Annotated in this window: 21 protein-coding genes; 14 read left to right on the forward strand and 7 right to left on the reverse strand. The window is 63.0% G+C overall.

The features are described from left to right. Positions 1–229 precede the first annotated feature (229 nt). From M1D78_RS10085 to M1D78_RS10095, 3 genes are all read left to right on the forward strand, one after another. Positions 230–1,585 carry a pectate lyase family protein gene (locus M1D78_RS10085; protein WP_437419394.1) on the forward strand — a complete coding sequence of 452 codons (1,356 nt, stop codon included), beginning with the start codon at positions 230–232 and terminating at the stop codon, positions 1,583–1,585. Positions 1,586–1,893: 308 nt separating this feature from the next. Beyond that, positions 1,894–2,331 (forward strand): cytochrome c-550 PedF, encoded by a 438-nt coding sequence (gene pedF / locus M1D78_RS10090; RefSeq protein WP_437419393.1) that lies wholly within the window; start codon positions 1,894–1,896, stop codon positions 2,329–2,331. Between the two features lie 5 nt (positions 2,332–2,336). Next, entirely contained in the window at positions 2,337–3,224 is an 888-nt protein-coding gene (locus M1D78_RS10095) for a substrate-binding periplasmic protein (protein ID WP_437419392.1), read from the forward strand. A 91-nt stretch (positions 3,225–3,315) separates the two neighbouring features. On the opposite strand, the gene M1D78_RS10100 is transcribed toward M1D78_RS10095, so the two are convergent. Then, a complete protein-coding gene (locus tag M1D78_RS10100) occupies positions 3,316–4,512 on the reverse strand; it encodes an MFS transporter (protein ID WP_437419391.1) in 1,197 nt (398 codons plus the stop codon). A 370-nt stretch (positions 4,513–4,882) separates the two neighbouring features. Here M1D78_RS10100 and M1D78_RS10105 point away from each other — a divergent pair, with 370 nt between their 5' ends. The 11 genes from M1D78_RS10105 to M1D78_RS10155 all read left to right on the forward strand — a co-directional run bounded on the left by M1D78_RS10105 (position 4,883) and on the right by M1D78_RS10155 (position 18,643). Next, on the forward strand, positions 4,883–6,661 hold the full coding sequence (locus M1D78_RS10105; protein WP_437419390.1) for a PQQ-dependent methanol/ethanol family dehydrogenase: 1,779 nt from the start codon (positions 4,883–4,885) through the stop codon (positions 6,659–6,661). Positions 6,662–7,349: 688 nt separating this feature from the next. After that, the gene (gene exaC, locus M1D78_RS10110) at positions 7,350–8,870 is read left to right on the forward strand and encodes an acetaldehyde dehydrogenase ExaC (RefSeq protein ID WP_437419389.1); all 1,521 of its coding nucleotides are present in this window, start codon (positions 7,350–7,352) and stop codon (positions 8,868–8,870) included. Between the two features lie 377 nt (positions 8,871–9,247). Continuing rightward, complete coding sequence (locus tag M1D78_RS10115) at positions 9,248–10,366, forward strand: oxidoreductase (protein ID WP_437419388.1); 1,119 nt, start codon at positions 9,248–9,250, stop codon at positions 10,364–10,366. A 166-nt stretch (positions 10,367–10,532) separates the two neighbouring features. Beyond that, on the forward strand, positions 10,533–10,604 hold the full coding sequence (pqqA, locus tag M1D78_RS10120; RefSeq protein WP_003253598.1) for a pyrroloquinoline quinone precursor peptide PqqA: 72 nt from the start codon (positions 10,533–10,535) through the stop codon (positions 10,602–10,604). A gap of 49 nt (positions 10,605–10,653) precedes the next feature. Beyond that, entirely contained in the window at positions 10,654–11,565 is a 912-nt protein-coding gene (gene pqqB / locus M1D78_RS10125) for a pyrroloquinoline quinone biosynthesis protein PqqB (RefSeq protein ID WP_437419387.1), read from the forward strand. Positions 11,566–11,646: 81 nt separating this feature from the next. Further along, a complete protein-coding gene (pqqC, locus tag M1D78_RS10130) occupies positions 11,647–12,399 on the forward strand; it encodes a pyrroloquinoline-quinone synthase PqqC (protein ID WP_437419386.1) in 753 nt (250 codons plus the stop codon). Positions 12,400–12,425: 26 nt separating this feature from the next. After that, positions 12,426–12,701, forward strand: coding sequence for a pyrroloquinoline quinone biosynthesis peptide chaperone PqqD (gene pqqD / locus M1D78_RS10135; protein WP_437420352.1), 276 nt, complete (start codon positions 12,426–12,428; stop codon positions 12,699–12,701). Beyond that, positions 12,673–13,827, forward strand: coding sequence for a pyrroloquinoline quinone biosynthesis protein PqqE (pqqE, locus tag M1D78_RS10140; RefSeq protein ID WP_437419385.1), 1,155 nt, complete (start codon positions 12,673–12,675; stop codon positions 13,825–13,827). The genes pqqD and pqqE overlap by 29 nt, the downstream gene beginning before the upstream one ends. Positions 13,828–13,845: 18 nt before the next feature. After that, positions 13,846–15,726 (forward strand): alpha/beta hydrolase family protein, encoded by a 1,881-nt coding sequence (locus M1D78_RS10145; RefSeq protein WP_437419384.1) that lies wholly within the window; start codon positions 13,846–13,848, stop codon positions 15,724–15,726. 93 nt (positions 15,727–15,819) lie between these two features. Next, on the forward strand, positions 15,820–16,983 hold the full coding sequence (gene ercA, locus M1D78_RS10150) for an alcohol dehydrogenase-like regulatory protein ErcA (protein WP_437419383.1): 1,164 nt from the start codon (positions 15,820–15,822) through the stop codon (positions 16,981–16,983). Further along, the gene (locus tag M1D78_RS10155; protein WP_437419382.1) at positions 16,967–18,643 is read left to right on the forward strand and encodes a PAS domain-containing hybrid sensor histidine kinase/response regulator; all 1,677 of its coding nucleotides are present in this window, start codon (positions 16,967–16,969) and stop codon (positions 18,641–18,643) included. Before ercA ends, M1D78_RS10155 begins: the two co-directional genes overlap by 17 nt. A gap of 9 nt (positions 18,644–18,652) precedes the next feature. On the opposite strand, the gene arsJ is transcribed toward M1D78_RS10155, so the two are convergent. From arsJ to M1D78_RS10185, 6 genes are all read right to left on the reverse strand, one after another. Continuing rightward, on the reverse strand, positions 18,653–19,873 hold the full coding sequence (gene arsJ, locus M1D78_RS10160) for an organoarsenical effux MFS transporter ArsJ (protein ID WP_437419381.1): 1,221 nt from the start codon (positions 19,871–19,873) through the stop codon (positions 18,653–18,655). Between the two features lie 50 nt (positions 19,874–19,923). Further along, a complete protein-coding gene (locus M1D78_RS10165) occupies positions 19,924–20,928 on the reverse strand; it encodes an ArsJ-associated glyceraldehyde-3-phosphate dehydrogenase (RefSeq protein ID WP_437419380.1) in 1,005 nt (334 codons plus the stop codon). A gap of 27 nt (positions 20,929–20,955) precedes the next feature. Further along, on the reverse strand, positions 20,956–21,282 hold the full coding sequence (locus M1D78_RS10170) for a YnfA family protein (RefSeq protein ID WP_437419379.1): 327 nt from the start codon (positions 21,280–21,282) through the stop codon (positions 20,956–20,958). A 22-nt stretch (positions 21,283–21,304) separates the two neighbouring features. Further along, positions 21,305–22,006, reverse strand: a complete 702-nt coding sequence (arsH, locus tag M1D78_RS10175; RefSeq protein WP_437420351.1) for an arsenical resistance protein ArsH — start codon at positions 22,004–22,006, stop codon at positions 21,305–21,307. 70 nt (positions 22,007–22,076) lie between these two features. Next, positions 22,077–22,424 (reverse strand): metalloregulator ArsR/SmtB family transcription factor, encoded by a 348-nt coding sequence (locus M1D78_RS10180; RefSeq protein WP_437419378.1) that lies wholly within the window; start codon positions 22,422–22,424, stop codon positions 22,077–22,079. A 68-nt stretch (positions 22,425–22,492) separates the two neighbouring features. Next, positions 22,493–23,221 (reverse strand): hypothetical protein, encoded by a 729-nt coding sequence (locus M1D78_RS10185; RefSeq protein WP_437419377.1) that lies wholly within the window; start codon positions 23,219–23,221, stop codon positions 22,493–22,495. Positions 23,222–23,388 lie beyond the last annotated feature (167 nt).

Raw genomic sequence — 23,388 nt, forward strand, 5'->3', positions numbered from 1 at the left:
GACGGCCTTGGCGCTGTAGCCTAGCCGGGTTTCGCAATGAATTCCCGTCTGGTTTGCTTGCTGTCGCATCACCTTTCGTCGGTTAACCACAGTGAGAAAGGTATGACGTCATATGTATCCTTGACCCCGCTCAAGTGCCGCCTAGACTCGGATTGGCCTCATATCCAGCTTTTCTAGCGGAAAGGTGGATTGTGAGGTATGACAACAATCCAAGAATAAGGATAAGAACATGCGAAAGGTTGTATCGGCTATCGCGCTGTCGGCGGGTGTCGGGCTCGTCCCGATGGGTGTCACTGCGGCTTCGGTCGCGCATTTCGGTGGCGGGCACGGCAAGGTGCCGCTGGAGCGCCAAACGCTGCCTGCGCGTGACGGTTTTGCTTCTATGGGCGCCGGTACGACCGGGGGCGCCAATGCTCGGCCAGAACGCGTCTACGACGTTACGACGCGCGCACAAATGAAGGCCGCGCTCGACGAGGCGGGCGATCAGCCCAAGATCATCCGCGTACACGGCACGCTCTTGGGTAACGCCGACGAGGCCGGCAATCCGTTGTCGTGTGACGACTATGCGCGAGGCACCGGCTACAGCCTTGACCAATACCTCGCCACATACGACCCGGCCGTCTGGGGCTGGGACACCGAACCTACCGGCCCGCTGGAAGAGGCCCGTCGGCAAGCGGCGTTGAATCAGCGAAATGTGATGCTGCTGCAGGTACCCAGCAATACCACCATCATCGGTGCGAATCCCGAGGCCAGCTTGATTGGCCTTTCGTTGCGCATAGACGGGGCGCACAACGTGATCGTGCGAAATTTGAATCACAAGGCCGTCAGCGACTGTTTTCCGCAGTGGGACCCGACCGATGGTTCGGCCGGCAATTGGAACAGCGAATACGACATGGTGCAGATCATCAACGGATCGACCCATGTCTGGATCGATCACAACTACTACACCGACGCACCGGATTACGACGATATGGCCCCGTCCTACTTCGGCAGGCCGTTCCAACAGCACGACGGCTCGGTGGATATCACCTATGGCTCGGATCTGGTGACGGTCTCCTACAACCGCTTCGAGAACCGCGACAAACTGATGCTGATCGGCTCCACCGACTCTACGGCGGCAGGCGACCCCGGCAAGCTGCGCGTCACTATTCACCACAACGAATTCGTCAATATCGGTCAACGTGCGCCTCGGCTGCGCTGGGGCCAAGCGGATGTCTACAACAATCATTTCATTCGTAACGATAATGCTCGGGTGTCATTCGGCTATGTCTTTGGGGTGGGCTACGAATCGCACATCTGGGCCGAGGCTAATGCCTTCACGTTGAGCCCTGCGGCCAAGCCTGAGCGGATCATCAAGTACTGGAAGGGCCAGGCGATTACCACGCGAGACAACATCATCAATCGGCGCAAGGTGGACCTGCTGGCGCTCTACAACGCCAATGCTGCCGAAGAGGCGCAACTGGTCACCGACACGTCTTGGCAGCCGACGCTGCGTACGCGGGTGCATCCGGCTCAGGCGATTCCAGGGCTGCTCAAGCGCCGGGTCGGCCCGGTGTTATCGCTCGACAAACCCGGCCGGCACTGACCGGGCGAGCGCGCCGGGCCGAGGCAGGTTCGGCGCGCCATCGCGCGGCTATCTACCTCTCGCCATCGGCAGTCGTACGGTCGGTCGCGCTGGACAGGGCAGCTGCCCTGGCGGGCACTTGCGAATCACTGCAGGCCGCCGCTTTGCTTCCTGAGTGCCGCGCGACGCGCCAACCGGCCCTACTACCAAGGAACGAGATTCCGACAACCAAAGCAGGATTCTGCCGGCCCGGCGTCGGCTACAAGATGCCCACCATGCGCTCCGACTGGGGCTGCCTTGCTCAGTACTCAAAAACAATGGTGGTCGTCATGAACAATAAAATCGCACTGCGCACGTTCTTCGCTGCAGGTCTGCTGGGCTTTGCCGGCCTGGCCCTGGCCCACGGGGACGTTACGCCACAGAAGGTCGAAACCAAGGGCCTGACGCCGCTGGGCGAGGAGTGGGTCGATGAAAATCCTTATCGGGCGCCCAGTGAGGATCATGACAAAGCGGTCGCAATCGGCTCCTCGGCCTACAACCAGAACTGCGCACGCTGCCATGGCCTCGAGGCCATTTCCGGCGGGATTGCGCCTGACCTGCGCGAGCTCGAAGCCAGCTACGACGGTGACGAGTGGTACAAGGAACGCGTGATCAACGGTGCAGTGCGCGACGGCGCGGTGTACATGCCGCGCATGGCTGATTACCTCAGCCAGGAAGCGCTCTGGGCTATCCGTACCTATATCGAAAGCGAAGCGGCCAAGCGGTGATCGCAATGCGCCAGTTGTTCGCAGGTCTGTGCCTGCTACTGACTTGCGCGGTAGCCCAGGCGGATATCGTGAAGGTTCGTGCGTATGACGACATCATCGACTCGGGCGTGCTCAAGGTCGCGATGTACGAGAACTTTCCACCGTACAGTTTCATCGCCGATGGGGAGCCGCGCGGAGTTGACGTCGAGCTGGCGAACGAGCTTGCCAAGCGCCTGCAATTGAAGGTGGAGGTCCTCTGGATCACGCCCGACGAAACCCTCGACGACGACTTGCGCAACTTCATCTGGAAGGGCCATTACCTGCGGCCGAACGTGCTGGCCGACGTGATGATGCGCGTCCCGTACGACCGCGAATTTGCCTACAAGCAGAACGAGATGGGCGAGTTGATCAACGAGCTGGTGGTGATGTTCGGCCCCTACCAGCGTGAGCGCTGGCAGTCAGCCTATGACGATCGACGCGTGACGGACCTGTCCAGCGTTGGAATCCTGCGGTATCACCCGGTGGGTGTGGAAGTCGAAAGCGTGCCGTCGTTCTACCTGTCTTCAGTATTCAACGGCAGCATCTCGAAGATGCTCCACCATTACCCGACCGCCCAGGCCGCTTTCGTCGCCATGCAAACGGGCGAGGTCGATGCAACCATGGCCATGCGTGGCGAGATCGACTGGATGTTGCACGAGGCGCGCGACAGCCACCTCAAGCTTGGCGAAAACGCCTACCCCAACATGGGCAGGCAGGCTTGGGATCTGGGCATGGCCGTCCATCAATCCAATCGCCAACTGGCCTACGCACTTGAAGGCGAATTGGAAAGCCTGATTCGGGACGGTGACGTCGAGCGGCTGTACGGGCGTTACGGCCTGCGCTACGAACTGCCAGAGCTGTACGAGGCACAGTAGGGCGAGCCCGCAACCCAGCGCCGCGAGACGTTAAGGGCTGGCGAAGCTCCGCTCAGCCGAGTGCGCGCGGCTATGTTCTTTCGGTGGCGCTTCATGCCGCCCGCATGCGAGGGTGCTGGAAGTAGCCGATGGCTGCCGGCGTGGCGATAGCGATGACGGACAGGCTCAGGATGGTGATCGCCATGGGCAGACCGAAATGGTCCGCGATCCAGCCGGCGGCGATCAGCGGCACGATGCTACCAACGTAGCCGCACACCAGGTAAGTCGATATCAGGCCAGAGCGCTGAGTGGGCGAGGCGATGCGGTTCACCATGCTGATGCCGGCTAGCAGGCAGAGGCCGTGCCCGATAGCCGCGCTGCTGACGCCGACGGCGAAGATCACTGGCGAGCCGATCCTGAAATTGAGCACCAGCATTGCGTTGCTCAATACCACGGCCAGCAGGCCGAGGAACCCGCACCAGCGCAGGCTCATCCGCGCCGAGATTAGCTGCACGGTCGCCGACGCCAGCAAGATCACCCCGATTGCAGTGCCGCTAACGATTGGCCCATGCCAGGGCACCATCTGGTCCAGAAACAGCGGCGCCATCGACGCGTAGACGCCAAACACGCCGAAGGCGAAGAAGGGGCACGCGCAGGTCAAAGCGAAGGCGAGTGAGTCGGCGCGGTCCGCCCAGGCCAGCCGCGGCACGAAGGCGCGCCAGCTTGGCGCCTGCGGGGCTGGGGCGCTGGTGCCCTTGAGTTCGACACGCATCAGCGCATAGATCGCCAGCACACCAAGCACCAACGTCGGCACATAGGTCGCGAACAACGGATGGCTGAACCATTGCCCGATGATTCCACCGGTGATCGGCCCGAGGCCGAAGCCAAAGGCCAGTAGAAAACTGGTAATCGTCGAGATCCGCTGCGAGGCCCCTTCGCGAGATATTTGCACCAGGCCCACGGAGGCGCTGGTAACGATCAGGCTGGAGGACAGCCCGACGGCGAAGCGACCAACATTCAAACTCAGGAGATCCCACGCGAGCATGGTGACCAGGGTGCCAAGCCAGCCAAGCAGCAGCCCGGCCATCATGACTCGCCGGAAGCCGAGCGTATCCGACAGGCGCCCCATGAACAGCAGCCCGGACAGGGCGCCCACCATGTACACCACGTAGATCAACGAGACATCGCTCGTGCGCAGCGCCCATTCGGCCTTGTACAACGGATACAAAGGCGAGATCAGCGCGGTGCCCATCACACCCACGCACATGGCGAAACAAACCCAGGGAAACGGGGGCCAGTTGGCTTTCATTCAGACGTCCATTACAGGAAGGAGCAGCTCGACGGGCGTGTTCGCCATGGAGCTGGGGTCAAGGTGGCTATCGTATCGGCTCGCGACGGGTCGTGCCCGCCTGGATCGCTTGTCTGGCTCAGCGCCAGGTTATCGCTATCAACGGGGCCAATGATCTGTGCTGGTGCTGCTCATGCCGTGGCAGGTTCTGCGCGTGCTTCTAGTCTCGTCAGGCGGCACGCGGCGCACGCTGCAGCAGGGTATTGCTACCAAGGAACTACGGAAATCGGTACTGCGTTCAATTGTTGGCAAAGGGCCTTCACCGAAGAATCTGGCCATACCGGGAATCTTTCCCGGCGACGATAACAATGAACCCGTAGAGGTAGCCGCAATGAAGCACACCGGTCTTCGCAAGCCCTTCGTCCTGAAAGCGCTTTGCGCCGCCGTGGCGTTGTCCAGCGTGTCGGCATGGGCAGTCACCGACCAGGAAATCCTCGATGACGCTAAATCCACCGATCAGATCGTTACCAATGGGCTGGGTTTGCAAGGCCAGCGCTACAGCACCCTGGACACGCTGAACGTCGATAACGTCACCGAGCTGCGTCCGGTGTGGGGCTTCTCATTCGGCGGCGAGAAACAACGTGGCCAGGAAGCCCAGCCGCTGATCAAGGACGGCGTCATGTACATCACCGGGTCCTATTCCCGCGTGTTTGCAGTCGATGCCCGCACCGGCAAGGAACTGTGGCAGTACGACGCGCGCCTGCCCGACGGGATCATGCCGTGTTGCGACGTCATCAACCGCGGTGTGGCGCTTTATGACGATCTGGTTATCTTCGGCACCCTGGACGCCAAACTGGTCGCGCTGAACAAGGACACCGGCAAGGTCGTCTGGAAGAAGGAGGTAGCCGACTATAAAGCCGGGTACTCGATATCTGCCGCGCCGATGGTCGTCAAAGGGAAACTCATTACCGGTGTGGCCGGTGGCGAGTTCGGCGTGGTCGGCAAGATCGAAGCCTACAACCCGAAGAACGGCGAACTGCTCTGGAGCCGCCCGACCGTCGAAGGGCACATGGGCTATGTCATGAAGGACGGTAAAAAGGTCGAGAACGGCATTTCCGGCGGCGAAGCCGGCAAGACCTGGCCGGGCGACTTGTGGAAGACCGGCGGTGCTGCACCCTGGCTCGGCGGCTATTACGACCCGGATACCGACTCGCTGCTGTTCGGCACCGGTAACCCCTCGCCGTGGAACTCCCACCTGCGCCCTGGCGACAACCTGTACTCATCATCGCGCCTGGCGCTGGACCCGGACGATGGCTCGATCAAGTGGCATTTCCAGTCCACGCCGCATGATGGCTGGGACTTCGACGGTGTGAACGAGCTGATCTCCTTCGATTACCAGGACGGCGGCAAGACCATCAAGGCGGCCGGTACCGCGGACCGCAACGGCTTCTTCTACGTGCTCGACCGCACCAACGGCAAGTTCATCCGCGGCTTCCCGTTCGTCGACAAGATCACCTGGGCCAAGGGCCTGGACAAGGACGGGCGCCCGATCTACGACGATGCCAACCGCCCCGGCAAGCCGGGCGACGCGGACAAGGGCTCTTCGGTGTTCGTCGCACCGTCCTTCCTCGGCGGCAAGAACTGGATGCCCATGGCCTACAGCCAGGACACCGGCCTGTTCTACGTACCCTCCAACGAGTGGGGCATGGACATCTGGAACGAAGGCGTCGCCTACAAGAAGGGCGCGGCCTACCTGGGTGCGGGCTTCACCATCCATCCGCTGAACGAGGAATACATCGGCGTGCTGCGCGCCATCGACCCGAAGACCGGCAAGGAAGTCTGGCGCTACGAGAATTACGCGCCGCTGTGGGGCGGTGTGCTGGCGACCAAGGGCAACCTGGTATTCACGGGTAACCCTGAAGGCTTCCTGATGGCGTTCGACGCCAAGACGGGCAAGAAGGTGTACGAGTTCAACACCGGTTCGGGCATCGTCGGCTCGCCCGTCACCTGGGAGATGGATGGCGAGCAGTATGTCTCCGTCCTCTCTGGCTGGGGCGGCGCTGTTCCGCTGTGGGGCGGCGAAGTCGCCAAGCGCGTGAAGGACTTCAACCAGGGCGGCATGGTCTGGACCTTCAAGCTGCCGAAGGACCGGGCGGTCGCCCAGCGCTGATCCGCCATGCACCCGAAACCCCGCCGCCTGGCGGGGTTTTTATTTGCCCGGGCGAATAAATTCGCCCCTACGGTGCGTGCGGGCCCGATCGGTTGGCAGAACCTGTAGGGCCGAATTTATTCGGCCAGCGGAGTACGGGGCTTCACCGAAGTGCCAGACGGCACCCCGCCGGCGAATAATTCGCCCCTACGGTGCGTGCGGGACCGATCGGTTGGCAAATCCTGTAGGGCCGAATTTATTCGGCCAGCGGAATACGGGGTTTCACCGAAGTGCCAGACGGAACCCCGTCGGGCGAATAAATTCGCCCCTACGGTGCGTGCAGGCCCGACCGGTTGGTGGCACCTGTAGGGCCGAATTTATTCGGCCAGCGGAGTCTGGGGCTTCACCGAAGTGCCAGGCGGAACCCCGTCGGGCGAATAAATTCGCCCCTACGGCGCGTGCGGGGCCGATCGGTTGGCAGAACCTGTAGGGCCGAATTTATTCGGCCAGCGGAGTACGGGGCCATACCGAGGTGCCAGACGGCACCCCGCCGGACCACCGTGCTAACGCCTTGCGCCTACTACCAAATAACGAACTCATCGCGCCGTTGGGTGCATTTCGGAGGCGAGTGTGGGCTGCCTAAGATCGTTCCATGCCCTGACCTTTTCCCGGCCAGGCTCCTACAAGCAGAAAAACAGAGAGGCCGCTCATGATCTACGCCCAACCCGGTACGGAAGGCTCCGTCATTTCCTTCAAGCCACGCTATGGCAACTTCATCGGCGGTGAATTCGTCCCGCCGGTCAAGGGCGAGTACTTCGTCAACACCTCGCCGGTCAATGGTGAAGTCATCGCTGAATTCCCTCGTTCGGGCGCCGAAGACGTGGAGAAGGCGCTGGATGCCGCTCACGCCGCCGCTGATGCCTGGGGCAAGACTGCCGTCCAGGACCGCGCCCTGATCCTGCTGAAGATCGCCGACCGCATCGAAGCCAACCTGGAAAAACTCGCCATTGCCGAGACCTGGGACAACGGCAAGGCCGTGCGTGAAACCCTGAACGCCGACGTGCCGCTGGCCGCCGATCACTTCCGTTACTTCGCTGGCTGCATCCGCGCCCAGGAAGGCAGCGCTGCCGAGATCAACGAGCACACCGCGGCCTATCACTTCCACGAGCCGCTGGGCGTGGTCGGGCAGATCATCCCGTGGAACTTCCCGCTGCTGATGGCCGCGTGGAAGCTGGCGCCGGCGCTGGCCGCCGGCAACTGCGTGGTGCTCAAGCCCGCCGAGCAGACCCCGCTGTCGATCATGGTCCTGGCTGAAATCATTGGCGACCTGCTGCCGGCCGGCGTGCTGAACATCGTCCAGGGCTTCGGCAAGGAAGCGGGTCAGGCACTCGCCACCAACACCCGTATCGCCAAGATCGCCTTCACCGGCTCGACTCCGGTCGGCTCGCACATCATGCGTTGCGCTGCTGAGAACATCATCCCGAGCACCGTGGAACTGGGCGGCAAGAGCCCGAACATCTTCTTCGAAGACATCATGAACGCCGAGCCGGCCTTTATCGAAAAAGCGGCCGAGGGTCTGGTGCTGGCGTTCTTCAACCAGGGCGAAGTCTGCACCTGCCCGTCGCGCGCACTGATTCACGAATCGATCTTCGAGCCCTTCATGGAAGTGGTGATGAAGAAGATCAAGGCGATCAAGCGTGGCAATCCGCTGGATACCGACACCATGGTCGGTGCCCAGGCGTCCGAGCAGCAGTTCGACAAGATCCTCTCCTACATGGAAATTGCCCAGCAGGAGGGCGCGCAGATCCTCACCGGCGGTGCCGCGGAGAAGCTCGAGGGCAACCTGTCGACGGGTTACTACGTGCAGCCGACCCTGATCAAGGGCCACAACAAGATGCGCGTGTTCCAGGAAGAGATCTTCGGGCCGGTAGTGGGCGTCGCGACTTTCAAGGATGAAGCCGAGGCGCTGGCAATCGCCAATGACACCGAGTTCGGCCTGGGCGCCGGCGTCTGGACCCGCGACATCAACCGCGCCTACCGCATGGGCCGCGGAATCAAGGCCGGCCGTGTCTGGACCAACTGCTACCACCTGTATCCGGCGCACGCGGCGTTCGGTGGTTACAAGAAGTCCGGTGTCGGTCGCGAAACCCACAAGATGATGCTCGACCACTACCAGCAGACCAAGAACCTCTTGATCAGCTACGACATCAACCCGCTGGGCTTCTTCTAGCCAGCAGGTTTCAACTCGGAGGATCCGGCGCGTTCGCTCCAGCGCGCCGGTTTGACTGGCTCGCACTGCGGTGCGGGGATCGGTTGGGCGCAGGCGGTGCCTGATCGGTTCATCAACGCGACGCGACCCCATGGGTCGCGTTTTTTTTGGCTGGTGGTTTTCGGTGTGGCACTGGAGTGGTGGCAAAAGGGGACGTATTCGCGGAAATTCGGCGATCTTCGCGTTGGGCGAAACCAAGCGCTCAACCAACTCCCCATCGGCTGGTTCGCCTTCGATTGTTCGATGCCGGCGAGGACGACGGCGTACCGAACCGAACTCCAACGCTCATGCCCATGCCCCTCTCAGATTCAGCAGACCCCACTGATGAGGAGCCACCCATGCCCCGCTTGTTCGACCCCCTCAAGCTGAACGCCCTGACACTTCCCAACCGTGCCGTCCTGGCCCCGATGACGCGTGTCAGTGCCGAGCCGGAAGGCATGGCCAACGAGATGATGCGTGACTACTACCAGGCCTTCGCCGAGGGTGGTTTCGGCATGCTCATCACCGAAGGCATCTACACCGACACCGCTTACAGCCAGGGCTATTTCAATCAGCCAGGGCTGGCGACCGAGGCGCATCGCGACAGCTGGGTACCGGTCGTGACCGCGGTTCACCAGGCAGGCGCGGCGATCGTGGCGCAGCTGATGCACGGCGGTGCTCAGACCCAGGGCAATATCCACCATGCCCGCCACGTCGCGCCCTCCGCCGTGCAGCCGGACGGGCGGCAGTTGAGCTTCTATGGCGGTGAGGGACCTTACGCCACGCCGGCCGAAATGACTGAAACGGAGATCCAGGACGCGATTGAAGGCTTCGTTCAGGCTGCCCGCCATGCGCGAGCGGCGGGGTTCGATGGCGTCGAGCTGCATGGCGCCAACGGTTACCTGCTCCACGAATTCATCAGTGCGGAATTCAACCAGCGGACCGACCGCTGGGGTGGCGACCACAAGGCGCGGCTGGCGTTGCCGCTGGAGGTCATTCGAGCCGTTCGCGACGCCGTCGGGGCGGACTTCGTCGTCGGCATGCGCTTGTCGCAGGGCATGGTGACCAACAGCCGCCTGAAGTGGGACGGCGGCGTCGAGGCGGCGCGCGATCGTTTCGTGACGCTCGCTGGCGCGGGCCTCGACTACCTGCACGTGACCGAGTATGACGCCAGCGCACCGGCCTTCGAGGACGGGCCGAGCCTCGCGGCGATCGCCAAGGCATGCGTGTCGATCCCTGTCGTGGCCAACGGCGGCATCGCGACCGGCGCACAGGCCGAAGGCTTGCTCGAGCGCGGCGAGGCCGACCTGCTGGCCATCGGCAAGGCCGCGCTGGCTAACCACGACTGGCCGATCCGCGTCCGCGAGGGCATCAGGCTGACCGAATTCGATTACGACATGTTTTCGCCGATGGCGACCCTGAGCAATGAATTGGGCTGGCGCGGCACGCATGGACGCCCGGCGACGCGCAACGGCTGACGAACGGTCTGCACGGCTCTGGCGCCGGGCCTGGCGAGGGCAGGGCGCATGGCACTACCAACGCAGGGCGCGGTCTCCTTCCAAAGTACCATTCTGCTTTTCGCAGACCTGGGTGCTTAATGCGGCGTCGGAATACGTCCGGCACCAGACCAGAGAGGAACCTGCAATGTGGACTAAGCCTGCTTTTACCGACCTGCGTATTGGTTTCGAAGTCACCATGTACTTCGCCAACCGCTGATCGATCTGCCCCGGCCCCGGCCGGGGCTCCGCTTTTCAGGGAGCTGCCCATGCATATCCAGATTCTCGGTTCGGCTGCTGGCGGCGGCTTCCCCCAATGGAATTGCAATTGCGCCAATTGCGCAGGGCTGCGCAACGGCACGCTGCGCGCTCGGCCTCGCACCCAGTCCTCGATCGCCATCAGCGCCAACGGCGAAGACTGGATCCTGTGCAACGCCTCACCGGACATCCGCGCGCAGCTCGAATCCTTTCCCAAGCTGCAACCCGCGCGTGGCCCGCGGGACACTGCTATCGGCGCGATCATCCTGCTCGACAGCCAGATCGACCACACCACTGGCCTGCTGACCCTGCGCGAGGGCTGCCCGCATGATGTCTGGTGCACCGAGATGGTCCATCAGGACCTCACCACTGGTTTCCCCGTGTTCAAGATGCTCGAACACTGGAACGGCGGCCTGCGCTGGAACCCCATTGCGCTGGATGGCGATTTCTCCATTCCGGCCTGCCCGGGTCTGAAGTTCACGCCGATCCCGCTGCGCAGCGCCGCTCCGCCTTACTCGCCGCACCGCAACGACCCGCACCCCGGTGACAACATTGGCCTGCTGATCGAGGACCGGACGACCGGCGGGACCCTGTTCTACGCGCCGGGCCTGGGCAAGGTCAGCCCGCAGTTGCTCGATTTGATGCGCGGCGCCGACTGCCTGCTGGTGGACGGCACGCTCTGGCGCGACGACGAGATGCGCGTCCGTGAGGTGGGCACCAAGCTCGGCTCGGAGATGGGCCATCTGCAGCAGAGCGGTCCCGGCGGCATGATCGAGGTGCTCGACGGCATGCCTGCCGCACGCAAGATCCTCATCCACATCAACAACACCAACCCCATCCTCGACGAGGACTCGGCCGAGCGGGAAATCCTCGGCGAGCATGGCATCGAGGTGGCGTTCGATGGCATGAGCATCGAGCTTTAGCATGGCAACAGCACACCAGACACGACCTCATCGAAGCCCGTCGCGCCGCCAGCGCAGTCGGGCCGGACCAAGGAAGCCTTCATGACCCTGCCAGCCATGACCCCCGCCGAATTCGAGCAGGCGCTGCGCGCCAAGGGCGACTACTACCACATCCACCATCCTTTCCATCGGGCAATGTACGAAGGCCGCGCCACGCCCGAGCAGATCCAGGGCTGGGTCGCCAACCGTTTCTACTACCAGGTCTGCATCCCGGTGAAGGACGCGGCGATCATGGCCAACTGCACGGACCGCGATGCCCGCCGCGAGTGGGTCCAGCGCATCATCGATCACGACGGTCGGCCGGGTGAGGAAGGGGGAATCGAAGCCTGGCTACGGCTGGCCGAAGCCGTGGGGCTGGACCGCGAACAGGTGTTGTCTCAGGAACTCGTGCTGCCCGGCGTGCGCTTCGCGGTAGACGCCTATGTCAATTTCGCCCGCCGCGCCGTCTGGCAGGAGGCGGCCAGCAGTTCGCTGACCGAACTCTTCGCGCCGACCATCCACCAGTCGCGGCTCGACGCCTGGCCGCAGCACTATGGCTGGATCGATCCGTCCGGTTATGACTACTTCCGCAAGCGGCTGAAGGAGGCGCGGCGGGATGTCGAGCACGGCCTGCGCATCACGCTCGAGCATTACACGACGAGGGAAGGCCAGGAGCGGATGCTCAACATCCTGCAGTTCAAACTCGACGTGCTTTGGAGCATGCTCGACGCCATGAGCATGGCCTACGAGCTGGATCGCCCGCCGTACCACACCGTCACGCGCCAGCGCGTCTGGCACACCGGCATCAAGCCATGAGCCAGGCCCTGACCGAGGAGCAGGCAATGACCGACATGCTGACCCGCGTCCCGGCGTTTCGCCGTGGCTTTCGCTTCCAGTGGGAACCCGCGCAGGACTGCCACGTGCTGCTCTACCCGGAGGGCATGATCAAGCTCAACGAGAGCGCTTCGGCCGTGCTCGGTGAGGTCGATGGCACACGCACTGTGGGCGCCATCGTTGCCGACCTGCAGGCCCGCTACCCGGATGCCGAGGGCATCGAGGAGGACATCGTCGCGTTCCTGGAGGTCGCCGTTGAACGGTTCTGGATCGAGCTTCGCTAAGCCGGGCTTCGAGCCGGGCCCGCCGCTTTGGCTGCTGGCGGAACTGACCTATCGCTGCCCTTTGCAGTGCCCCTATTGCTCCAATCCGCTGGATTTCGCCCGTAGCCATGACGAGCTGAGCACGGCCGAATGGATCGATGTGTTCCGCCAGGCGCGTGAGCTGGGCGCGGCGCAGCTCGGGTTTTCCGGTGGCGAGCCGCTGGTGCGCCAGGACCTGGCCGAACTGATCGCGGCGGCCCGCGGACTCGGCTACTACACCAATCTGATCACCTCCGGTATCGGTCTGACCGAAAGCAAGATCGCCGCGTTCGCCGATGCCGGGCTCGACCATATCCAGATCAGCTTCCAGGCCGCGGACGAAGAGGTGAACAACCTGCTCGCCGGATCGAAAAAGGCGTTCGCGCAGAAGCTCGCCATGGCCCGCGCGGTCAAGGCACACGGCTATCCGATGGTGCTCAACTTCGTCACCCATCGGCACAACATCGATAACATCGACCGCATCATCCAGCTGTGCCTGGAGTTGGAGGCAGATTTCGTCGAGCTCGCGACCTGCCAGTTCTACGGCTGGGCCGAGCTCAACCGCGCCGGGCTGCTGCCGAGCAAGGCCCAACTGGTTCGCGCCGAGCGCATCACCAACGAATGGCGCGAGAAGCTGGCTGCCGAGAACCACCCCTGCAAGCTGATTTTCGTCACGCCCGATTATTACGAAGAGCGACCCAAGGGCTGCATGAACGGGTGGGGCAATCTATTTCTCGACATCACGCCCGATGGCACTGCGCTGCCGTGCCACAGCGCCCGCCAGCTGCCGATCACGTTTCCGAACGTGCGCGAGCAGAGCATTGAGCAGATCTGGAAGCACTCGCTGGGCTTCAACAAATTCCGCGGTTTCGACTGGATGCCCGAACCGTGCCAGTCCTGCGACGAGAAGGAAAAAGACTTCGGCGGCTGCCGCTGCCAGGCATTCATGCTCACCGGAGACGCGGCCAACGCGGACCCGGTGTGCAGCAAATCAGCCCATCACGGCGCGATTCTCGCTGCGCGAGCCCAAGCTGAGCAGGCACCGCGCGGGCTTGACGAGCTGACCTTCCGCAACGAGCAGGCCTCTCGGCTGATCGTAAAGGCCTAACAGGAAGCGAGTGGGCAGATGACCAAGACCGAAACGCCGTATGGCTTCTGGCAGAGCGCCTGGACCGCTGCGGACGCCGCTTCAGCTAGTCGCGATTTCGCTGAGCTGCGTGCGGGTCATGGGGGCCTGTTCTGGGTGCAGTACGACCCAGCGGACGGGCGCTGCACGCTCTGGTTCTGGCAGGGCGGCAATTGCAGGTGCCTGACGCCACCGGGGTTTTCGCTACGCAGCCGTATGTATGAATACGGCGGTGGCGCGCTATGCGTCACGGAGCAGGGCGTCGCCTTCGTCAACGAAGCGGATCAATGCGTCTACCTGCAATCGCTGGGTGAGGGCAGCATGCCTATCGCGCTGAGGCAGCGAGAGGGCACACGCTACGGCGATCTGCAATTCGATGCGCAGCGCCAGGCGATCATTGCGGTCGAGGAATCGCATGAAGAAGGCATCGTAACGCACCGAATTGTCAGCCTTTTTATACGAGAAGGTTCGCGAAGGGTGCTGCTCGAAGGGGCCGATTTCTACGCCTCGCCCTGCCTTGATCCAACCGGCCAGCACCTCGCCTGGATTCAATGGCAACGTCCAGAGCAGCCCTGGACGGCCACGCAGCTGTGGTCCGCATCCTTCATGGCGGACGGTCGACTGGCGCAAGCCAATCGCCTGGCCGGCAACGGCAATGAATCACTGCAGCAACCGCGCTTTGCCCCGGATGGCACCCTGTATTGCCTTACCGATCGCGATGGCTGGTGGCAACCCTGGCACATCCAGGCCAACGAGCTAGTGCCGGAGCAGCGCAGCTGTGCCAGGCGGTTCGATTACGCGCCTGCGCCCTGGCAGCTCGGCACCCACAGCTACCTGCCGTTAGAGGGCGGCCGTTTGCTGCTGACACCTATGGTCGATGGCTATGCGTTGCTCGCAGAACTGGACGATACGGGCAGCGAGCGGCCGATGGCGGAGGGCTTTAGCCGCTGCCGGCAACTCGCCGCGGACGGCCAGCGCTACTACTGCATCGCCGGTTCGCCCAGCCGGACTCCGGCGATACTGGCGATCGACCGCCAACATGGGCGTATCGAAATCATCGCTGGCGGCGAGCAGCCTTTGCCGTCCGAAAATCTGTCCGAGCCACAAGCCGTTAGCTTCGCGACGGGCGTCGATGAGGTCGCGCATGCGTTTTTCTACCCGCCGGTCAACGCCCGCCATCGAGGCGCTGCCGGCGAAAAACCTCCACTGGTCGTGTTCATGCACGGCGGCCCGACGTCCGCCAGCTATCCGGTCTTCGACGCGCGGATCCAGTACTGGACGCAGCGCGGCTTCGCCGTGGCGGACATCAACTATCGCGGCAGCAGCGGCTTCGGGCGAGCCTACCGGCAACGCCTGCATCAGCAGTGGGGCCTGGTCGATGTGGAGGACGCCTGTGCCGCTGTTGCGTGCCTGGCGCAGCGCGGCGAAATCGACCCGGCGCGCACCTTCATTCGCGGGTCCAGCGCCGGCGGCTACAGCGCCTTGTGCGCCCTGGCCGCAGATACCGGATTTGCGGGTGGTGCGAGCCTCTACGGCGTCAGCGATCCGCTCGCGTTGCGGCGGGTCACGCATAAGTTTGAAGCGGATTACCTGGATTGGCTGATAGGCGATCCCCATCTCGACGCGCGCCGCTATCGGCAGCGCACACCGTTAAAGAATGCAGCGCAGATCCAGGTGCCGGTGATCTTCTTCCAGGGCGGGCTGGATGCGGTGGTGCTGCCAGAGCAAACCGCATCGATGGTCGAGGCATTGCGCGCTCAGGGCGTTCCGGTCGAATACCACCTCTATCCAGAGGAGCGGCACGGCTTCCGCCAGGCCGCCAACCTGGCTGATGCGCTGGAGCGGGAATGCACCTTCTACCAAGGCTTACTGGACGGCTGAGCCTGGCGACTCATGCGCCTATTTGCCGATTGCTTTGGTAGCCGAAAGCAGTAGGCTTGCCGGACATCCAGAACAATAACGATAGGCTGTTGTATGAGCCCCAACCTGAGCCTGCAGCGCAAATTCGTCTCACCAGAAATTGTTTTCGGCGCGGGCTGTCGGCACAGCGCCGGCAACTATGCGAAGAACTTCGGCGCCCGCAAGGTGCTGTTGGTGTCTGACCCCGGAGTCGTCACGGCTGGCTGGGTGGCCGACGTACAGGCCAGCCTGGCGCGCCAGGAGATCGATTTTCACCTGTTCACCCAGGTTTCAGCTAACCCGCGTTCCGAAGAGGTCATGCTGGGAGCCGAGGTCTATCGCGACGAAGGCTGCAACGTGATCGTCGCCGTTGGCGGTGGCAGCCCCATGGATTGCGCCAAGGGTATCGGTATCGCCGTCGCGCATGGCCGCGACATCGTCGAGTTCGAAGGCGTCGACACCCTGCGCGTACCGAGCCCACCACTGATCCTGATCCCGACTACAGCCGGTACCTCGGCCGATGTCTCGCAGTTTGTGATCATCTCCAACCAGGCCGAGCGGATGAAGTTTTCGATCGTCAGCAAGGGTGCCGTGCCGGATGTGTCGCTGATCGACCCGGAAACCACGCTCAGCATGGATCCGTTCCTCTCCGCCTGCACCGGCATCGACGCGCTGGTGCATGCCATTGAGGCCTTCGTGTCCACCGGCCATGGCCCACTGACCGATCCTCACGCCTTGGAGGCCATGCGGCTGATCAATGGCCATCTGGTGGAGATGATCGCCAACCCCGCGGATATCGACCTGCGCGAGAAGATCATGCTCGGCAGCATGCAGGCCGGGCTGGCCTTCTCCAATGCCATCCTTGGCGCCGTGCACGCCATGTCGCACAGCCTCGGCGGTTACCTGGACCTGCCACACGGCCTGTGCAATGCGGTGCTGGTCGAACATGTAGTCGCCTTCAACTACGACGCCGCGCCGGACCGCTTCAAGAAGGTGGCCGAGACCCTCGGCATCGACAGCCGCGGCCTGAACCACCGGCAGATTCGCGAACGGCTCGTGCAGCATCTGATCAGTCTCAAGCAGGCCATCGGCTTCCATGAAACGCTCCGCCTGCATGGGGTCAATCTGTCGGACATTCCGTTCCTCTCACAGCACGCAATGCAGGACCCCTGCATCCTGACCAACCCGCGCTCATCCACCCAGCGCGATGTCGAAGTGGTGTATGCCGAAGCACTCTGAGCAGGATGATGCGCTGGCCGGCTTGCTCGGTCTCGGCACTCATTCGGCGCGCAAGAGCCACTACCCGGAACTGGTCGCACGGCTCGAAGAGCTGGAGGCCGAGCGCAACCGCTACAAATGGCTCTTCGAACACGCCGTGCACGGGATCTTCCAGGCCAGCCTCCAGGAAGGCATCCGAGCCGCCAACCCGGCACTGGCGCGCATGCTCGGCTACCAGAACCCGACCGAGGCGCTGTGGGCGCTGACCGATCTGTCGCACCACCTGTTTATCGGCGGTGAAGAAGAGCTCAAGCGAATTCGCCACACGCTCAGCACGCAACTGGGCCTGTTCGGCTACGAGACGCGGCTCAGGCGCAAGGACGGTAGCGCGATCGACGTCATGATGAACCTGCTGCTCAAGCCGGACGAAGACGGCCTCGTCGAGGGGTTCGTCGCGGACATCACCGAGCGCAAGCTCGCCCAGATGCACCTGGTGCAACTCAACGAGCAGCTCGAGCAGCGCGTCGCCGAGCGAACACTGGAGCTGCGCAAGGCACGTGACGCCGCCGAGGCGGCCAACCGCAGCAAGGACAAGTATCTGGCCGCCGCGAGCCATGATCTGCTGCAGCCGCTCAATGCCGCCCGTTTGCTGATCTCCACGCTACGCGAGCGCGCGTTGCCAGCAGGCGAGCACACCCTCGTGGAGCGCGCGCATCAGGCACTGGAAGGCGCGGAGGACTTGCTTACCGACCTGCTCGACATCTCCAAACTGGACCAGCAGGCCATCAAGCCGGACATCGAGGTGTACCGGCTCGATGAGGTGCTCCTGCCGCTGGTTTCGGAGTTCCAGTCCGTCGCCGAAGCGGAGGGGCTTGGTTTCGATCACTTCATTCCAGGCTATGCACTGCGCAGCGATTTTCGGCTGTTGACCCGCATCCTGCGTAACTTCCTCAGCAATGCCTGCCGCTACACCGACTGCGGCCGGGTTTTCCTTGGTGCGCGCCGGCGGGGCGACAAGCTGCGGGTAGAAGTCTGGGATACCGGCCGCGGGATCGAGGCCGACCAGCTGCCGTCGATCTTTCTAGAATTCAACCAGCTTGGCGTACAGCGCGCGGCGGAACGGGCTGGCGTCGGGCTGGGGCTGGCGATCGTTGATCGCATCGCCAGCATGCTCGACTACCGCATCCAGGTGCGTTCCCAGCCTGGGCGAGGCTCGGTGTTCAGTATCGAGGTGCCGCTGGCGGAGATGCCGAATCAGCCCGCCACTGATCAGCCGGCCAAGCAAGCGCTGCCGGGCGACCCGCTGCCAGGGCGCCGCCTGTTGGTCATCGATAATGAGCTGAGCATCCTGCACAGCATGGCCGCGTTGCTCGGGCAGTGGGGGTGCGAAGTACTGACTGCCGAGAATGAGGCCGGCGCCATCGAGGCGCTGACCGGCATCGCGCCGGAATTGATACTCGCCGACTACCACTTGGACCAGGGGGTGACCGGCTGGGACGTCGCGCAGTCGCTGCGCACGCGTTTCAGCCAGACGATTCCGGTGGTGATGATCACCGCAGACCGCAGCGACGAATGCCGCAAAGCCTTGCATGGCTATGGCGTGCCGGTTCTCAACAAACCGGTGAAAGCGGGAAAACTGCGCTCGGTGCTGAGCCATCTGCTCAGCGGCGCGGGTGATTAGCTCCCCTGATCAGGTTAAGCCGGCCGGTTGCGCATGCCGTGGCAGCCCGAACGAAATCGCTGCGGCGAGTAGCAGAAACGCGGTGGATACCCACAGGCAGGCTGCCAGGCCGTGACTTTGATACACCCACCCCGACAACAAGGTGCCGATCAACCGCCCCATGGCGTTCGACATGTAATAGAAGCCGACATCGAGCGAGACGCCGTCCTGCTTGGCATAGGACACGATCAGGTAGCTGTGCAGCGATGAGTTAATGGCGAAGAGCGCGCCAAACAGCAGCAATCCGCCGATTAGAACGGGCTCTGGTGGAAGATTTGCTGCCAGTCCTAACGCAATGGCGCCTGGCAGCCAGGCCAGCAGCAGCGCCCAGCCCAGCGCGGCACGGCCGTCCGGGATATGCCCGCGGCGCTTGCCGGTCACCGCAGGGGCCAGTGACTGGACCGCCCCGTAGCCGATCACCCAAGCGGCGAGAAAACCGCCCGTTTGCCAGAAATCCCAGCCCAACACCGCTGACAGATAGACCGGCAGCGCGACCACAAACCAGACGTCCCGCGCGCCGAATAGGAACAGACGCGCGGCGGACAGCACGTTGATCGCGCGACTTTTGGACAGCAGGTCGCGAAACTTCGGCTTTGCTTTGGCCTTGCCAAGGTCCTGCTCCAGCAGCACCAGGCTGGCGATCCAGACCATCGCAAGCATGCCGGCCAGGCTTAACAGCGCCCCGCGAAAGCCGAGCCAGGCGAGCAGGGCACCGCCCAGGAAAAAACCGACGCCCTTGAGCGCGTTCTTCGAGCCGGTCAGGATCGCCACCCATTTATAGAGTTGCCCCTGCTGGTCGTCCGGCACGAGCATCTTGATGCTGCTCTTGGCGCTCATCTTGTTCAGGTCCTTGGCAATACCGGACATCGCCTGCGCCGCCATCACCCATGGCACCGTCAGCCAGGCCGCTGGCACCGTGAGTATCAGCAGCGCCAGCACCTGCAAACCCAGGCCCATGTTCATGGTGCGGTTGAGCCCGAGCCGCGCGCCGAGGTAACCGCCGACCAGGTTGGTCACCACCCCGAAGATTTCGTAGAAGAGAAAGAGTGCGGCGATTTCCAGCGGGCTGTAGCCAAGCGCGTGGAAGTGCAGCACCACCAGCATTCGCAGCGCACCATCGGTGAGCGTGAACAACCAGTAATTGCCCGTCACGATCAGGTATTGGCGGACGGCGGGGGAGAGGGCGGTCATGGTCATCTCGAAAAGGATCGAGGGCCGGCATCAGCGTCGGCCCGGGCGGCTCAGGCCATGCCGACCTTGCGTGCAAGCTCGGCGGTGCGGTTGGCGTAGCCCCATTCGTTGTCATACCAGGCGTAAAGCTTGAGCTGCGTGCCGTTGACGATCATGGTCGACAGCGCGTCGATGACCGATGACCGCGGGTCGGTGCGGTAGTCGATCGAGACCAGCGGGCGCTCTTCGTAGCCGAGGATGCCGTGCAGTGGGCCGGCTTCGGCGGCGCTGCGTAGCAAGCCATTGACCTCTTCGACCGTGGTGGCCCGGTCGAGCTCGAACACGCAGTCGGTCAGCGAAGCGTTGGCCAGCGGAACCCGCACGGCATGTCCGTTGAGCTTGCCGCGCAACGCCGGAAAAATTTCGGCGATAGCGGTGGCCGACCCGGTGGTGGTCGGGATCAGGCTCATGCCCGAGGCGCGTGCGCGGCGTAAATCCTTGTGCGGCTGATCGAGGATGCTTTGTGTATTGGTCAGATCATGGATCGTGGTGATCGAGCCGTGACGGATGCCGAGATGCTCGTGAATCACCTTGACCACAGGGGCCAGGCAATTCGTGGTGCAGGACGCTGCGGTCACGATGCGATGCTGAGCGGGGTCGAAAAGCGCATCGTTGACACCCATGACGACGTTCAGCGCGCCTGGCTCTTTCACTGGTGCGCTGACCACGACGCGTTTGACGCCTTGGTCAAGGTAGGCCTGCAGCACGGACACCGTCTTCATCTTGCCGCTGCACTCGATCACCAGGTCGCAGCCCGACCAATCCGTATCGCCGATTGCCTTGTTGGCGGTGACCGTGATCCGTTGCCTACCGATGACCAGCTCGTCACCGTCATGCCCCGCCTCGTGGTTCCAGCGACCATGCACCGAATCGAAGTTCAGCAGGTGCGCGTGGGTCTTCGCATCTCCAGCAGGGTCGTTGACGTGGATGAACTCAAGCTCCGGCCAATCCCAGGCAGCACGCAATACTAGCCGCCCGATACGGCCAAACCCGTTGATACCGACTTTCAATGCCATAACCATTGCTCCTCAAGTGGTGATAGATCAGCCGTGACGGGGCGCGAACATGATGATGGCCATACCGACGAGAGCGACGGCCGAGCCGAGCAGATCCCAGCCGGTGGGCCGGATCTTGTCCACCAGCCACAGCCAGAGAATTGCAGCCCCTATGTAGACGCCCCCATAGGCCGCATAGACCCGGCCCGCCGCAGTCGGGTGCAGCGTCAAGAGCCAGGCGAACAGACCTAGCGAGGCCGCCGCCGGAATGAGCAGCCAGGCGCTTTTGCCTTGGCGCAACCAGAGGTAGGGCAGGTAGCAACCGACGATTTCCGCCAGGGCGGTCAGTGCGAACAGCGCGAATGTCTTGATCACGTCAGGGTCCGTAACGGTCTGCTTATATCGATCGCTGGTTGACGCGCTGGGAGAGCGCGGCTGCCGATTCCTTGCGTTCGGAATAGCGATCGACCAGATACGCCTCGCGGCCACGCAGCAGCAAGGTGAACTTCATCAGCTCCTCCATAACGTCAACCAGCCGGTCATAGTAGGCAGACGGTTTCATCCGGCCGTTGGCATCGAACTCCAGGAATGCCTTGGGCACCGACGACTGGTTAGGAATGGTGACCATGCGCATCCAGCGGCCGAGCACGCGTAGCTGGTTCACGACGTTGAAGGACTGAGACCCGCCACAGACCTGCATCACGGCGAGCGTCTTGCCCTGGGTGGGGCGAATGGCGCCCATGGCAAGTGGCACCCAGTCGATCTGCGCTTTGAACACCGCACTCATCGAACCGTGACGTTCCGGAGAACACCAGACTTGCCCTTCGGACCACTGCATCAGCTCACGGAGTTCCTGGACCTTCGGATGCGTATCGGGCGCATCGTCCGGCAAAGGCAGGCCGGACGGGTCGAATAGGCGAGTGTCAGCGCCGAGACGCTGCAACAGCCGTGCGGCTTCCTGGACCAGCAGTCGACTGTACGACTGGCTCCGGTTCGAGCCGTAGAGCAGCAGAATGCGCGGTGGGTGGGGCGGTGGCGTCTGCTGGCCGAGACGTGCGAGGTCCGGCAGGGCAAACAGGGCGTCATCGACGTTCGGCAGATCGAGGTCTTGCGGCTCAGTCACGTGTTGCTCCTCGGGTTGGCGCGGGAGGGGTCTGGCCCGGCGCTCGTCAGTTGCACGCACCGGGACGGTTGCGCATCGCGTTCAGACGCTCGTTATCGCCAGCCGTCCAATCGGCGTTGGCCTCGGCTGTGTGCATGAGCAGTGTCAGGACCCACTTCGGGAGGTCAGGATGGAGCCGGTAGTAGACCCATTGGCCTTTGCGGCGATCTTCGAGCAAGGCGCTGCTTCTTAGCACGGCCAGATGGCGTGAGATCTTCGGCTGGCTCTGCTCCAGCGCACAGGTCAATTCACATACACAGAGCTCGCCCTGACGCGCGATAAGCAAGGCGATTCGCGTGCGGGTCTCATCTGCCAGGCACTTGAATAGGTCGGGCGGTGTCATCGAGTCGCTCATGCGGCATGGGAAATTCGCATATGGGTCAGCGAATATATGGATATCCGTATGTGATGTCCAATGTTCACCTAACCACCCGTGACCGCGAGCAGTAGCGCCGCATAGCCCATCGATCCCAGCAGGAATGCGCCAAGCCGGCTGTTGCGCTCCTCCGGCAGTTCTTCCTTAAGGACGTTGAGGATGATCGAACCGCCGAGAAAGGCGGCTAAGGCCGACACGGCCAGGGCAGACACCTCCGTCAAGCTGCCCACGACCCAACCGGCCAACGGCATTACCGCGAGCAGCCAGCGCCCGCGGTGGCTGAAGAGATCCTTGTGGGCATCCTGTAGGGCGAAGTCGTTGACGAGAAAGTGCAGCCCCATCGCAAAGCAATAAAGGGCCAGGTCGGTCATGTTTTCGCTCTCTCCGTGGACGAGTAAGTACCCGATCAACCCGTTGTACAGGCCGAACGCCCCGATATGCAGCCAGAACATCGCCGGATGCGTGTCGTGATGGTCGGGCTTGCCCTGGCGATGCTGCTTGATCATGCGTTCGAGGCCGTAGAACACCACGAGGCCGAGGAGGGCAAGCAGGTAGGCGTGGTGTTCCAGATAGCTCAACAAGGCGATGTCGATACCGTCCATCACCCGTTGTCCGCGGGCGAGATCCGGCAACAGGTGCACGAAGACATAGGCCACTGCGACCCCACCCGCTGCAGATAGCCAACGGCTGCGAGGGACGCGATTCAGCATGCGTAAACCGCCAGCGGTCAGGTGCACGGCCGCCAACAGACTGGCCGCGATAAAGCTTTCAAGCACGTAGTCGCCTCGCTGGCTATTGGGATGTTCTGGTTATGACGCATGGCCACCGAGCGGCGTTCACTGTGGAAGAGGTGTTACCTAGCAGGCGGTGACATCATTTGGCCATGTGACGTGCGGTCTGGGTAAGCCGCGAAGGATTTGATAGAGTTCGCCGCTTATGAAGC

The sequence above is a fragment of the Pseudomonas sp. SA195 genome, assembly GCF_054131565.1.

Bases quoted from the DNA above. Each gene is read 5' to 3' on its own strand.
- exaC (WP_437419389.1), top strand. From the start codon at position 7,350: ATGATCTACGCCCAACCCGGTACGGAAGGCTCCGTCATTTCCTTCAAG.
- pqqD (WP_437420352.1), top strand. From the start codon at position 12,426: ATGACCGACATGCTGACCCGCGTCCCGGCGTTTCGCCGTGGCTTTCGC.
- M1D78_RS10085 (WP_437419394.1), top strand. From the start codon at position 230: ATGCGAAAGGTTGTATCGGCTATCGCGCTGTCGGCGGGTGTCGGGCTC.
- M1D78_RS10115 (WP_437419388.1), top strand. From the start codon at position 9,248: ATGCCCCGCTTGTTCGACCCCCTCAAGCTGAACGCCCTGACACTTCCC.
- M1D78_RS10145 (WP_437419384.1), top strand. From the start codon at position 13,846: ATGACCAAGACCGAAACGCCGTATGGCTTCTGGCAGAGCGCCTGGACC.
- M1D78_RS10165 (WP_437419380.1), bottom strand. From the start codon at position 20,928: ATGGCATTGAAAGTCGGTATCAACGGGTTTGGCCGTATCGGGCGGCTA.
- pqqB (WP_437419387.1), top strand. From the start codon at position 10,654: ATGCATATCCAGATTCTCGGTTCGGCTGCTGGCGGCGGCTTCCCCCAA.
- M1D78_RS10105 (WP_437419390.1), top strand. From the start codon at position 4,883: ATGAAGCACACCGGTCTTCGCAAGCCCTTCGTCCTGAAAGCGCTTTGC.
- M1D78_RS10180 (WP_437419378.1), bottom strand. From the start codon at position 22,424: ATGAGCGACTCGATGACACCGCCCGACCTATTCAAGTGCCTGGCAGAT.
- ercA (WP_437419383.1), top strand. From the start codon at position 15,820: ATGAGCCCCAACCTGAGCCTGCAGCGCAAATTCGTCTCACCAGAAATT.
- pedF (WP_437419393.1), top strand. From the start codon at position 1,894: ATGAACAATAAAATCGCACTGCGCACGTTCTTCGCTGCAGGTCTGCTG.
- M1D78_RS10155 (WP_437419382.1), top strand. From the start codon at position 16,967: ATGCCGAAGCACTCTGAGCAGGATGATGCGCTGGCCGGCTTGCTCGGT.
- arsJ (WP_437419381.1), bottom strand. From the start codon at position 19,873: ATGACCGCCCTCTCCCCCGCCGTCCGCCAATACCTGATCGTGACGGGC.
- pqqC (WP_437419386.1), top strand. From the start codon at position 11,647: ATGACCCTGCCAGCCATGACCCCCGCCGAATTCGAGCAGGCGCTGCGC.
- M1D78_RS10100 (WP_437419391.1), bottom strand. From the start codon at position 4,512: ATGAAAGCCAACTGGCCCCCGTTTCCCTGGGTTTGTTTCGCCATGTGC.
- M1D78_RS10095 (WP_437419392.1), top strand. From the start codon at position 2,337: ATGCGCCAGTTGTTCGCAGGTCTGTGCCTGCTACTGACTTGCGCGGTA.